We start from the raw sequence: 12,549 nt of genomic DNA, 5'->3' as shown, positions 1-12,549 counted from the left end.
CCGGAGCTCATGCCGCCCAGGTGGTCAGGCTGTCGTCGCCCGGTCATCGGCGGGCGGATCTGGGGTGGCTCCGGTCGACTGCCACGGCGGCGTCACGCTGCGTCGTTCTTGGCGCGGCGCCGCGTCAGGCGGGGGTGCAGGCCGATGAGGAGTGCCGCCGACGCGGCCCACAGGGCCAGAGTGATCGCGGGTCCGGCTATGTGCGCTCCGTTGAAGTAGCTCAGGTCGGTGATGGCCCGGACGGCCGCGCCGGGCGGCAGGAGCGCCGACACGGACCGGGCGGCTGCCGGCAGCAGATCGGCACCGATGACGGCGCCGCTGGTCGCGTTCCCGACCGTGAGTATGAGGAGCGTGGTGATCGGGAGCCCGACCGGCCCGAGGTAGCTGCCCAGGAACGTGGTGGTGAACGCGGCCGCGGCTGCCAGGAGGCCGAGCGTCGCCATGAGTGGGGCGACCGGGGCGGGGACGGCGTGCAGGACCGGTCCGACCAGGATCGCGGCCACGATGCCGATGGCCAGGGAGGTGCCACCCAGCAGCCAGAGCCGATGGCGCAGGCGCATGACGGCGGACAGGCCGAGGGTGTTCGAACCGAGGACGAAACCGGCCAGGGAGACTCCGAAGGCGACGTAGAAGCCGGCGAGGCCCCGGGTGTCGAACCGTGCCAGAGGGACGACGTCCTCGGTGCGGAGCTCTTCACCCGCACCATGGGCGTAGGCCTCGACCAGGCTGCTCACGGCCGAGGCGGTGGACTTGCCCGCGGCTCCCGCGATCGCCAGGCGAAGTGTGTGGGGTCCGCTCGCGCTGATGGCCGCCGTGACGTCATGTCGCTGCACGGCGCGCCGTGCAGCCTCCGCGTCCGGGACCGGATGCACGTCGACTGCGTCGCCGAGAGCCTGGCGTATCTCGCCCGGCAGGTCCGGCCCTGTCACGGCGACGGGGATGTGGTGTGCCTGTGGATCGCGCTGCAACCCGACATAGCAGGCGATGAAGGCTGCCACGACGACCAGTGCGATCAGGCTCGGCTGGAGCCAGGCCCTCAGCGGTGGCCGGCCAGGGGTCGGCGCCGGTTCACGTCGTCCTCCTGTTGTTGCGGGCGTCGCCTGTTCGATCTCGGCCTCGGAGGCGGATCCGGCGGAGATTTCCATGTCGGGACCTTCTTCTGTAGGCGGGGAGCCGGGTGGATCGCCACGGTCAAAGTGCGAGCATATGCTCGTATTGCAGGTCCGGGCAACGGTGGGTGCCGTTAGATGCCCTTTGGTCACGCCCGCCCGGTGGGTGGCTTCGCAGATACGGGCATATGCTCGTGGCGTTAGGATGTGGGCTGGATCTGGAGGAACCGTGACCCCTGCGTCGACCGGCCGCGCGGATGCGTGCAACAACCTGGCGCTACGCAAAGCGGCCCGGTACCTCAGCGCGACCTACGACAAGGCCCTGGCCCCCGTCGATCTGCGTGCGACGCAGTTCAGCATCCTGCAGAGGCTCGGCGCCGAGGAGGAGATGACGATCTCCGGTCTTGCCGACGCGATCGCCATGGACCGCACGACCATGGCGTCGAACCTCAAGCCCCTGGCGCGGGACGGCTTGGTCACCGTCGAGCCGTCGGCGGCCGACCGTCGCGTGCGGGTCGTCATGATCACGGCGGAAGGCCGTGCACGGATGCGGGCGGCGCTCCCGCTGTGGAACGACGTGCAGGCTCGATTCGAGAAGAGCTTCGGAGTCGGCGAAGCCGCACAGCTCCGTGCATCGCTGGAGGGCGTCCTCCGCACCGGCTTCGAGCCCTGGGCGGAGTGAAGGCGACAGCGGCTGGGGTGTGACCGCGCTTCGGCACCCGGAGCGCGGACGAGCGGACCCGGCCATTCCCACAGCGCCGGCAACGTGCCGGGCGGCGACCGACAGGGGACGGTGCGACACTGTTCGCGGTGGTCACGAAGCGTGCGCGTGGCCACACGTTATGTGTCCCGCCCGCAGCTCTTGGAGGCACCTTTGCGCTCCGGTCGAAGCACTGCCGACGCCGGCGCCGAGGGACCAGCGGCGACCGCCGAGCCCACGCGCAGCCGGGTTCCGACTCGGGCGTGGCTGCAACCGGGGCTGATCGGCCTGACCATTCTGGCGGCGTTCATCGCCGCCTACATCGGGCTCCAGCGAGACCCCCGGCCGCACGACCTTCCGGTCTCGGTGGCCGGCGGCCGACTGGCCCAGGAGGTGCGCCGAGCGCTGGGGCCCAGCCTGCACGTCATCGAGGTCCCTACGCCCGCTGCCGGGCGAGAGGCGCTCGAACGCCGTGAGGTCGTGGCGTCCCTGTCCCTGAGTTCCTCCGGATCGAGCGGGGCCCTGCACCTCGACGTCGCCGGAGCCAACGGGCAGTCGACCACCGGCATCGTGACGGGGCTCGTTCGCGCCTATGCCCACGGTTCCGACCAGCGCCTCACCGTCGACGACGTGGTACCCCTGGTGAAATACGATGCCCGAGGACTCGCGGGGTTCTATCTCTCCTTCGGTGTCACTCTCGCGGGGTTCGTGGTCGGGCAAATCGTGCTGGGGGCCACGAGCGTGCTGCCCCTGCGGCACCGTTTCGTCCTCATCGCCGTCTTCTCCGCCGCCGCAGGCATCCTCGCGGCGATCTTGGCGGGGCCGGTTTTCGGCGCCGTCCCGGCGCCGGTCATCCGGCTGGCGATCGTGCTGGCACTGCTGGCAGCTGCCGCCGCGTTCACGACCCTGGCTCTCGGGGCGTACATGGGTCCGATCGGTGTTCCCGTTGCCACTCTGATCCTGCTGACCCTGGGCAATGCCACCAGTGGTGCCGTCATCGGGGCCAACCTGCTGCCCGGCCCCGCCCGCTACATCTCCGCCGCGTTGCCCCCGGGCGCCGCCGTCCGGGCCATCGGAAACCTGAGCTACTTCGACGGCACAACCATGCTCATGCCCATGATCACGCTGGCGATCTGGGTCGTCGGCGCCGCCCTGCTGGTTGCCGTTCGTTCAAGGATGCCCGCGAAGCGAAGCTCTGGTCGGCCGAGCTCTCCGCAGCCCGGAGTGCGGAACAGCAGCTGAACCGCCGGATGTGCACGGCCGGCTCAACGGCATCGCAGCGGCGCCGGAGCGTGCGTTCGGCCGAGATCTCCGCCGGCCACGGTGAGCGGCGTGCGGTGGTCCCTACAGCCACCCACGACGAGCGGCCTGCCAGGCGAGCTGCATCCGGGTGGTGGCGCCCGCGACGGTCATCAGGTGCTGAATGTGGCGCTGGACCGTGCGGCGGCTCAGTCCCATCTGACTCGCGATGGCCTTGTCCGTGATGCCGGCTATCAGGAGTGACAGCAGCCGCCGGTCTGTCTCCCGCAGAGGGGCTGTCCCGGGGGAGTCGTCGGTACCGCTGACCGTCCCTGAGTCGCTGACGTGCAGGGGTACGGCGTCCTCCCAGTAGCGCTCGAACAGCGCGGTGAGTGCCTCCAGGAGACTGCTGTCGCGGAGCAGCGCCGCCGTGGGTTCGACCGGGCTGCCTGCCGGTCCGCCCGGTACCAACGGGCAGATGGCGATGGTCCGGTCGGCGACGGCGAGCCGCAGGGGGAGGTGGGGTACCGAACGAGCGACCTCGCCCGCACCGACGGAACTAACAACGTTGTCAACGGCGCCCTCGTCGTCGAAGAACGCACGTTCGTACAGGACGCGGTAGCGAACCCCGCGGGCCAGGGCGTCGTACTCGGCCGTGTTGCTGCCCGACGGCATGGCGACGTACTGGGCCTTGCAGAACCACAACATCTCGTGGCGGGCGTTGTCCTGTAGTTGGCGCAGGTGCTGGCGCAGCGCCTCGGCTCCGGTGATGACCTCGATGAGCTGGCCGGCATCCTGGCGCCGCCGCGTGCCGCGGTAGCTCTCCAGCAGGCCGGTGACTGCGGCTCGTGCCTGATCGAGGGCGTCCGCGTTGCGCTGCAGGCGCGGCAGCAGCGCGACGTCGGGAGGGGAGGCCGTGAAGTGGAGGGGCTGCCGGTCGGTGGTGCTGGCGAGCCCCATGGTCGCCAGAGCGGCGAGGACGCCCTCGGCCTGCACGTATGTGAGGCCGGTCTGCGCGGCGATCTCGTCGGCCGACGCCGTCGAAGTCGCTATCAGAAGCCGGTATACGGTCTCCTCGACCGCAGTGAGACCAGCTGCCTCAAGCATGCAGCCTCCCTTTTGGCTCCGGCTGACACGCACAGGCGTATCGGCCACACATATCGTTGAAGATTGGACTATACACGACCGCTGCCCGCGCGCCGCGGCGGGTGTGGGGCGCCCACGGGCATCAGCGGAGCGTGCCGGGGCTCATGCAGCCCGCCTTCTGCTGTCCGGGCGAGTGGCGAAACGTGTCGTACGCAGGATCCGTCGGCGCCGTACGCCGTGTCACTGGTACACAGGTGTCGCAAATGCGACATGTCCCAACGGCGCCAGCCGAGGCGGGGCGGTCGGCGGAATCCACCGACCGCGCCCAACCCTTCCGGGTGGAATCGCTGCCCCGCCCCCCACGGAGGGGTCGCGCCCACACCACCCGGAGCTCGCGGCCGTCGCACGCCGGATGTGCGGCCCTCGTGTCGACCGCACTTCAGAGTGCGGTACCGGCGGTGATCAGTCACCGTTCGGGCCTGTCCAGAGTGTGCCAAGTCGATGTTGCGCCACGCTGTGGGTGCAGGCGCGGGAGCTCCCGAACCGACGCGTTATCGGCTCGTGGTCGAGGCGGCCAACGACAACCCCGTGTTCGGTCCGTACTCCACAGCCACCAGGACCGAGTGGTCGTTCGTCTCCGGAGAAGCGGAGCAGCAGACCCTTCCGCTGGTACAGCTCGACTACGACGTGGATCAGGACGCCGACGGCAAGGCCCGCCGCAATGCGGCCGTTGACATCACCCCGTCGGTACCCGGTGCCCCTGACAGGGAGGTCTCCTCGCTGGGCCTTGAGGTCTCCTGCGACGGCGGCGCGAGCTGGCACCGGCCGAAGACCTCGCGTCACGGCGGCGCCTGGGAGGCACGCCTGTCCGCTCCCGCGTCGGCGTCGTTCGTGTCCCTGCGGACCGCCGCGAAGGACGACGGGGGAGGGACGATCACCCAGACCCTCGTCCGGGCCTACGGCCTGCGATAGATGACGTACGAGGGCCGGGGGCCGCAGTCCTGCTGCGGCCCCCGGCCCCCGCTGCACGAGCTTGTGACGCCTGCCCGACGAGGGCGGGGGATGTCCTCGTCACCGATGCTCAGGCCGCGGCGCCGCAGACCGTGTCGACGGCGACATCGGCTCGGCCGTGAACGACCAGCCCTGGCCCCCGGGAGTCGGCGTTGTCCTCCAACAGCCGTCGGACGGAGGCGCTGTGGGTGACGGCAGAGAAGAGCACGTTCAGATCGCCGCAGCGGCGATGGGCACGCAGGACGGCGCTGGCCGTCGCGGGAGTGGCAGCGGCGTCGTCGGTGACGACGACCACCGGTGCCGGCTGGAAGGCTCGCACGAAGTCCGTTATGTTTTCGGCCAGTTCGGCCCGACCCCCGATCCCCGGGTCCTCGTGCACGGTGAGGACGAGGACATCGTGTTCACGTCTGTGGGACAGCATCCGTGACCTCCGCGTTCAGGCCCGCCGACGGGCTCGTGTGCTCTGCGTCTGCCCCCTCCGGGCCCCCGCCATGCCGGGCGTTCTCCCCGTGCACCGGGGCCCCGTCAGAACCTTCCCGTGACGACGTCAGGGGCGGGACCGCCGGCTGCGGTCCCGCCCCTGACCGGATCAGCGAGTGGCTGTTCCGTGCCTGTCTACTTCAGGCCGAAGGCCCGGCTGATCTTCTGTGTGACGGTGTTGTCCTGGCTGTCGGCGGCGCTCGTGCGCAGGGTCACGAACTGTGCCTTGGCGGGAGCGTTGAGGTGCGTGCTCCAGCCCGCCGCCGTGTGCGTCAGCGCGGCGTGCTGCCAGGTGGCCCCGTCGTCGTACGAGATGTCGAGGCCGACCTTGCCGATGGTGTCGGAGCGGGGAGCGCCGTCCAGGTGTGAGGGGGTGACGGTGATGGCGGCGCGGCGATCCGTCTTGCCGGCGTCATTCATGCCCTCGACCGCGTAGTCGAGCTGGATCAGAGGCAGAACGGAGTAGGTACCGGCAGCGGGCTCCGCCGAGGTGAATCCCCACTCGGTCCTCGTCGTGACCGAGTAGTCGTTCTCCCAGAAGTCCCTGGCGTTGTCCGAGACCAGGCGGTAGCGCTGCTCCTCGGCGCTGTCCAGTACGAGGGGGTAGCGGACGCTGCCGATGGTATCCGTGGTGGACTCCCTCAGCAGCAGCGGGTTGCCGTCCGGGAGTGTCTGGTACATCTTGACGCTGTTCCGGACCCCCTGGTTGTTCAGGGTCCTGCCGACGTGCCCCGAGCCCGAGTCGCCCCACCCCGGAATCACCGCCAGCACCTGGTCGCCCACCCGCACCGGCACGTAGTTGCTGTTCGACCGGGGGCGCTGGATCGGGCCGAAGTACTCCAGGTGGGAGGTCTTGCCACTGGGGTAGCGCTTCACGGTGTCGCTGCTGATCTGAAGCTGCTGGTTGACGTCGGCCGTCTCCACCCAGTCCGTGTCGCGCGACACCCAGTCGGTGCGCTCGGTCCGGGCCGGCGTGGGCACCATGTTGAACGAGTAGTAGCCCTGCCACACAGCGGAACGGGACTCCATCGCCCTGGCCGGCCGGTTGTTCCGGAAGGAGACATCCACCCGATTGAGGTCCTTGCTCCCCGGCCGGTAGGTCGGGTCCGCAGGGACCGCTGCCCAGTGCTGACTGATGTCGTAGAGGTAGTCCCTGGTCGGGTCCGCGGTCACCCGGAGCTCCACGCTCCGGCCGGGCTTGATCCCTGCGATCAGGTCGTTGCCCTCGTCCGCGGTCAGCGATGCCACCGTCAGGGGAGGGGGGTTCCCCTCTTCCGTGTAGGGGCTGTCGAGGTCGGAGCCCCACGGGTTCAGGCGGCCGTTGCCGTCGTTGACGACCAGCAGCAGCCTCGCACCGGCCTTGGCGGCGTTCGCAGCCTGCTCGACCGGGCCGACCGCATCGCTGCGCCGGACCACGACGGCCTTGCCCAGGGCGCCGAGCTTGGTGTACGCCCCGGTGCCGCCCTCACCGGCGTAGACCGCCTTGTACGGCCACGTCCCCCCTCTGAGCTGAGTCTTCCCGCGCGCGACGATCAGGTCGTCGAAGTCGCGCTTGCCGTACGAGACCGCCAGAGCCGGCTCGACCAGGCGCCAGTTGCCACCGAACCCGAAGGTACCCGTGGTCACCTGCTTGTTGGGCAGCGCCCACACGCTGTCGTACTCCTCGGCCTGCCACCGCTGCATGAACAGGGAGGTTCCGTTGTCGAACGCTCGGCTGACGTCGAGGCGGACGTTGGCCGGGGTACTCGTCTGCGGGGTCCGCACCGAGACCTGCTTGGCCTTGGAAGCGTCCAGCTGCACCGCGGTGGGCTTGCTGACGTCCACCTCGGGAACGGTCAGCAGAGCCTTGCCCTTCGAGTGCGGCCCGTGGGCGCCCTGGACATCGCCCTCCAGGCTCACGAAGTACTTGCCGACGGGCACGTCGATCGTGCCGGTGCCCGATTCGTCCAGAAGGAGGGGGCCGAAGAAGGCCTTCTCGCTGATCAGGTACACCTCACCGCTCATCGGGCGGCCGCTGCGGTCCTTGCCGTTGATCGTGAGGGTGTAGCGCGGGGCCTGTACGTACGCACCGATCACGGTGTGGGCCAGCACCGCGCCGGAGGGACCGGTGGCGAGGATCTGACCCGCTGTCGTGGTGTCGCGCTTCACCCGGTCGAAGTCCGTGGTGAGGGTGACCTGGGCGCTGCCGTGAGCGGGGACGGTCACCTTGGCGGCGGACAGCGTGAACGCGCCCGCAGGCGCGGAGGGCACGTTGGCCGACAGGTCCAGAGTGACCGGCGCGTCCGCCGTGTTGGTGTAGGTCACCTTCTTCTCGGACTTGTCACCGGCGGGCGCCGACGGGTCCCGGTAGCCGCCGTACACGGTGCCGGTCGCGAACACCGTGTTCTTGACGGCGGCCGCGACGTCGAGACGACCGCTGCCGGCCTCGTACGGGGTGTACCGGGGCGTCGCCCTCGTACTGCTGACGAGAGCGTCCTTGAGCTGCTGCCCGGTCCAGTCGGGGTGCGCGTGGGCGAGCAGTGCGGCTGCCCCGGCGACGTGCGGCGTGGCCATCGAGGTCCCGCTCAGCGTCTGGTAGTAGCCCGAACCGTCCTCGGCGTACTGCGAGCGGGCCGCCAGCACCTCGACGCCGGGAGCGGTGAGGTCGGGCTTCAGGCCCGCATCGCCCCGGCGGGGTCCCGTGCTGGAGAAGTCGGCGAGGGTGTCCGAGGTGTCCACGGCGCCGACGGTCAGCGCGGCGTCGGCGATGCCGGGCGTCAGGAGGGAGTGCGGACCCGAGTTGCCGGCCGCGATGGTGAAGAGCGCACCCGTCTCGGCGCTGAGTTCGTCGACGGCCTTGCTCAGCGGGTCGTCGCCGGCGGTGGCTTCGGCGCCGAGGCTCATGCTGATGACCTTGGCGTGCTGCTCGCGGGCGGCCCACTCCATGCCGGCCAGGACCCAGGAGTCCTGCCCGCTGCCGTCGTCGTCCAGCACCTTGCCGACGTGCAGGCGCGCACCGGGCGCGACACCCTTCTCCTTGCCGTCGGAGGCCGCCCCGCTGCCTGCGATGGTCGAAGCGACATGGGTGCCGTGGCCGTTGTGGTCCTCGACACTCCGGTCGGGTACGAAGCTCGTGCTCGCGGCCAACTGCCCCGAGAGGTCAGGGTGCTGCGTGTCCACACCGGTGTCCAGCACGGCCACGTCGACACCCTGACCGGTGTCACCGCCCGACCACACCTGCGGCGCGCCGATCTGCGCCGTGGTGTCGGCCAGAGCGGCCTTGACCTTTCCGTCGAGCCAGACCTTCGCGATCCCGCTGCGCAGTTCGGGCTTGGCCCCGGCGCTGCGGCCGTTCGCCGCGCCCGCCTTGCCGGTGAGCGACTTCCAGAAGGTGGCGGCCTTCGACCGTGACGCCGAGAGAGCCGCGCCCTGGATGCTGCTCAGGGTGAGGGTCCTGTCGGCGCCGGAGGGCACGGCCTGGGTCCGTGCACGGGTGGCCGCATCGGTGTAGGTGACGATCAACGGAAGGCTGTCACGCCGGTCGTCCCCGTAACCGTCCGCCAGCAACCGTGTCACGTTGAAGAGTTCGCGGTCCAGCTTGCCGGCCGCGACGTACCGGAGGGCGGCGGCCGGGTACGCGTAGGTGTTTCCGCCGGTCGTGTACATCGTCACGTCGGTGGGCCGGCCGTCCGCGCCCTGCACGGCACGGGTGACCTTGCCGTCGGCAGCGGTGTTGACCGTCACCTTGTCACCCGTGATCAGAGTGACGGTGTGTGAGGACGGCAGATGTGCCGAGCGGGCGGGCAGGCGCGGAGCGGCCTGACCGGCAGGCGTCACAGCACCGGCCGGGACGGCACCCATCGCCAGGGCGGCGACCGCGGCGAGCGCGACCGGACCTGGTCTGAATGTAGGAACGCTGGGCAAAACTCCTCCTGAGAAAGACCGAAGAACGCTCTTGATGATCGGACAGAGAGAGTGTGAGATGGCGGTCCACGCATGTCGCCTTGCGGCCATGACACATCTGCGTCATCGCCGACAGTTCACGTAACGGACATCTCTGGTGCGTACGGGATACTTCGAGGCGGTAGCCCAGGCTCAGGGGCGGTTTTCCGGATCCCCGGCGCACACGTGTGCGGATCACTCCCAAGGAGGCCTGGCCGTGTGGAGAAGTCTCTCAGGACATGCGGCGCGCGGCGGAAACACGCGGCGGCGCGGGCCTGTTCCGGCAGCGTGCGCTCCTCGCTCCTCGGGAAACGCGCCTTCGGTGCAGGGACAGACGGAGGTGGGGCCCGGCCGATGACGCACCGGGCCCCAGGCATGCTCTCGGTGGGCGCCCTCAGCGCCGCGCTTCCGCGCGGGCGTCAACGCACCCTCCGCGAACCGTCAGTGGTGCCAGAAGTGGCGGGAGAGCCCACGCTGGACCGCACCGGCCATCGCGCTCTCGCCGGCCGCGTTGGGGTGCACGGGCGCGGCCGGGGTCTCCGGGGCGAACGTCTCGATCCACCGGTTGGCGACCGGCTGACAGAGGTCGTGGCCGACGGTGGGCGTGTAGGTGTCCACGTACTGCGCCCCACCGCGATGCGCCTGACGGGCAATCATCTTGTTGAGTTCCTTCTCCTTGTCCCGCAGGTAGGAGAAGTCGCCGGCCGCCAGGGGCACCTTGGCACTCGTGCAGCCGATGCCGTCCTCCGGGAAGAGGTCGGGGTAGCCGACGACCACGACGCGGGCGTGCGGAGCACGGCGGTGGATGCCGCGGAGCACCTGAGCGACCTTGGGGGCCGCCTGCTCGATCGAGCCGGTGACGGCGTCGGTTCCACCGGCCGTGAAGTACGACCGGCAGGGGGCACCGGACGGGTCGGTGGCGGTGACGTGCGCGCAGGTTCCGAGGATGGTCGAGAAGCCGATGTCGTTACCGCCGATGGTGACGGTCACGAGGTCGGTGCCCCGGTTCAGGGCCTCGAACTGGGCGGGAACCTCACCCTGAACCGATGCCATGTTCGCGGTGGTAGCTCCCGAACAGGTGACGTCGGTCAGCCGCGCGGACGACGACCGGGCCACCAGCGACGGGTAGTTGTTGTCGGACCGGAGACAGGTCGGGTCGACCTGGCCGGGGACCATCGGGGCGGAGGCGTACGAGTCGCCGAGGGCGACGTAGTCCACGTGGTGCCGGCTGTCCGTGGCGGCGCCGGCCGTGGTCGCCCCGGCCGTGACCAGTGCCGCTCCTGCGGAGAGCAGCGCGGCGCCCACGGTCACGGCACGCGCGGCGCGGGAGGCGGTAGACAGTCTTTGCAAAGCTTGTCCTCTCATGGTCGGCCGCATGGGCGGCCCTGGAATGCCGGCCACGGCCGAGCCGGTCCCGCCGTAGGGACGGTCCGGAGCAGTGGCTCGGGCTGGTCCGCCTCGACGGACGCGTGACCGCTGAACCATGTGTGCAGGGCCACGCGGAGCCGAGACGTTCACTCTCCACACGCATGGACTCATGAGTAGGTGTCAGGTTTTTTGTAACGACTTGGTGCCTGCCGGCTGCCCCGTGCGATCCGCCCGTTGGCGCACACCGTGTGAGCCTGTGCCGGGGAGGGCGCAGCGAGGTATGCGCATGCGCCGGCCGAAGGGACGGCTCAGCTTGCGGCGGGGAGAGCGGTGACGGTGTTGTGCAGTTCCTGCCCGTCGGCGAGACGGTGCAACTGGGCGCTGAGCAGCCGCTTGACCTGAGGCAGGAAAGCGGACGTGAACGCGCCCGCGTGCGGGCTGATGAGGACGCCCGGTGCGGTCCACAACGGATGCCCCGCGGGCAGCGGTTCGGGGTCGGTCACGTCGAGGGCGGCGTGCAGCCTTCCCCCCTGCACCTCGGTGAGCAGGGCTTCGGTGTCCACCACCGCGCCACGTGCCATGTTGACGAGGAGCGAGCCGTCCTTCATCGCGGCCAGGAAGCCGGCGTCGACCATGTGGTGAGTTGCCGCCGTCAGGGGCACCGAGAGAATCACCACGTCGGCCTTCGGCAGCAGGTCGGCCAGCGAGGAGTGGGAGTGGACGGGCCCCCGCTCGGACCACCGCGCCCGGCCGGCGACGCGTTCCACCGCACATCCGAAGGGGCGCAGCCGTTCCTCGATCGCCGCACCGATCGAGCCGTACCCCACGATGAGGACCGTGGCGCCGAACAGGGAGGGACGGACACCTTCCTGCCAGCGGCCCTCGGCTTGGTTACGGACGAAGTCCGGTACCCCGCGCAGCGCGGCCAGCGTCAGCGTCAGCGCCATCTCCGCCGTACTGTCGTCGTGCACACCGCGGGCGTTGCACAGCACGACGTCCGGCCGCAGATGGGGGAGCAGGTAGTCGACCCCCGCGCTGAGCGCCTGCAGCACGCGCAGTCGAGGCATGTGCGGCAACGGCGCCAGGATCACATCGCTGTCCTTGGTGATCGGGGGCGCGTAGAAGGCGACACGGGCTGGATCGGTGGGGTATTCCCCGCGGCCGTCCCAATGCGCGTAGTCCAGGCGGTCCGGGAGCTCGTCGAACTCCTCCGCGGGTATCGGAAGCCAGGCGAGTGCCCGGTCACCGCCGTGGAGGCCGGCGGCGGCGGTGTTCAGGGGCGTGACTCGACTCACAGTTCTTCCACTCCTTGGATGCTGGTGCGTCAGGACTCCGGGGGACGGCATCGGCCCAGCGCGGTCCGCGGGAGTCGTGGCTTCCGGCACGGACCGTGCGGCTTCAGTACGAGGGGCATACGCACGAGCCCCCGGATGTCCAATATAATATGGTTGGTCGTCTTGGAAGAGAGCGGCCGGCATGCGGTCGCTCACACGTGTCGGTCCCTCATGGAACACACACCCTGGAGGCCGGGCGGCACGACGGTGGGCGCAGGCACGCCGAGATCGTTTGTGGCGGGACTCACGTGAACACTCGTCCGCCTCGGCCCCGTGAAGAGTGTGGGCGATCGGATACCGG

Annotated in this window: 9 protein-coding genes; 3 read left to right on the top strand and 6 right to left on the bottom strand. The window is 70.0% G+C overall.

All coding sequences use genetic code 11. The features are described from left to right. Positions 1 to 92 precede the first annotated feature (92 nt). The gene (locus OG206_RS01380; protein ID WP_327111281.1) at positions 93 to 1,145 is read right to left on the bottom strand and encodes a hypothetical protein; all 1,053 of its coding nucleotides are present in this window, start codon (positions 1,143 to 1,145) and stop codon (positions 93 to 95) included. 193 nt (positions 1,146 to 1,338) lie between these two features. Between OG206_RS01380 and OG206_RS01375 the strand changes: the two genes are divergently transcribed. Both OG206_RS01375 and OG206_RS01370 read left to right on the top strand, forming a co-directional pair. Next, positions 1,339 to 1,791 carry a MarR family winged helix-turn-helix transcriptional regulator gene (locus OG206_RS01375; protein ID WP_327111279.1) on the top strand — a complete coding sequence of 151 codons (453 nt, stop codon included), beginning with the start codon at positions 1,339 to 1,341 and terminating at the stop codon, positions 1,789 to 1,791. 192 nt (positions 1,792 to 1,983) lie between these two features. After that, positions 1,984 to 3,051 carry a hypothetical protein gene (locus OG206_RS01370; protein ID WP_327111277.1) on the top strand — a complete coding sequence of 356 codons (1,068 nt, stop codon included), beginning with the start codon at positions 1,984 to 1,986 and terminating at the stop codon, positions 3,049 to 3,051. A 102-nt stretch (positions 3,052 to 3,153) separates the two neighbouring features. On the opposite strand, the gene OG206_RS01365 is transcribed toward OG206_RS01370, so the two are convergent. Continuing rightward, positions 3,154 to 4,155: a helix-turn-helix domain-containing protein gene (locus OG206_RS01365; protein WP_327111275.1), complete on the bottom strand. Its 1,002-nt coding sequence runs from the start codon at positions 4,153 to 4,155 to the stop codon at positions 3,154 to 3,156. Between the two features lie 480 nt (positions 4,156 to 4,635). On the opposite strand from OG206_RS01365, the gene OG206_RS01360 reads away from it, so the two are divergent. Further along, positions 4,636 to 5,106, top strand: a complete 471-nt coding sequence (locus OG206_RS01360; RefSeq protein ID WP_327111273.1) for a hypothetical protein — start codon at positions 4,636 to 4,638, stop codon at positions 5,104 to 5,106. Between the two features lie 109 nt (positions 5,107 to 5,215). Here OG206_RS01360 and OG206_RS01355 read toward each other — a convergent pair whose 3' ends face one another. The 4 genes from OG206_RS01355 to OG206_RS01340 form a co-directional block, all read right to left on the bottom strand. After that, positions 5,216 to 5,566, bottom strand: a complete 351-nt coding sequence (locus OG206_RS01355) for a hypothetical protein (RefSeq protein ID WP_327111271.1) — start codon at positions 5,564 to 5,566, stop codon at positions 5,216 to 5,218. 194 nt (positions 5,567 to 5,760) lie between these two features. Further along, on the bottom strand, positions 5,761 to 9,528 hold the full coding sequence (locus tag OG206_RS01350) for a S8 family serine peptidase (protein ID WP_327111269.1): 3,768 nt from the start codon (positions 9,526 to 9,528) through the stop codon (positions 5,761 to 5,763). Positions 9,529 to 9,987: 459 nt separating this feature from the next. Further along, positions 9,988 to 10,896, bottom strand: coding sequence for an SGNH/GDSL hydrolase family protein (locus tag OG206_RS01345; protein WP_327111267.1), 909 nt, complete (start codon positions 10,894 to 10,896; stop codon positions 9,988 to 9,990). Between the two features lie 326 nt (positions 10,897 to 11,222). Further along, a complete protein-coding gene (locus OG206_RS01340) occupies positions 11,223 to 12,191 on the bottom strand; it encodes a 2-hydroxyacid dehydrogenase (protein ID WP_327122150.1) in 969 nt (322 codons plus the stop codon). Positions 12,192 to 12,549: the final 358 nt, after the last annotated feature.

This window comes from Streptomyces sp. NBC_01341 (assembly GCF_035946055.1).
Lineage (GTDB): Bacteria > Actinomycetota > Actinomycetes > Streptomycetales > Streptomycetaceae > Streptomyces.
Note: the sequence above shows the minus strand (reverse complement) of the source record. Positions and strands in the feature narration are given on the sequence as shown.

Excerpts from the sequence above, each read along its gene's own strand:
- OG206_RS01380 (WP_327111281.1), bottom strand. The coding sequence starts at position 1,145 with ATGGAAATCTCCGCCGGATCCGCCTCCGAGGCCGAGATCGAACAGGCG.
- OG206_RS01365 (WP_327111275.1), bottom strand. The coding sequence starts at position 4,155 with ATGCTTGAGGCAGCTGGTCTCACTGCGGTCGAGGAGACCGTATACCGG.
- OG206_RS01360 (WP_327111273.1), top strand. The coding sequence starts at position 4,636 with ATGTTGCGCCACGCTGTGGGTGCAGGCGCGGGAGCTCCCGAACCGACG.
- OG206_RS01355 (WP_327111271.1), bottom strand. The coding sequence starts at position 5,566 with ATGCTGTCCCACAGACGTGAACACGATGTCCTCGTCCTCACCGTGCAC.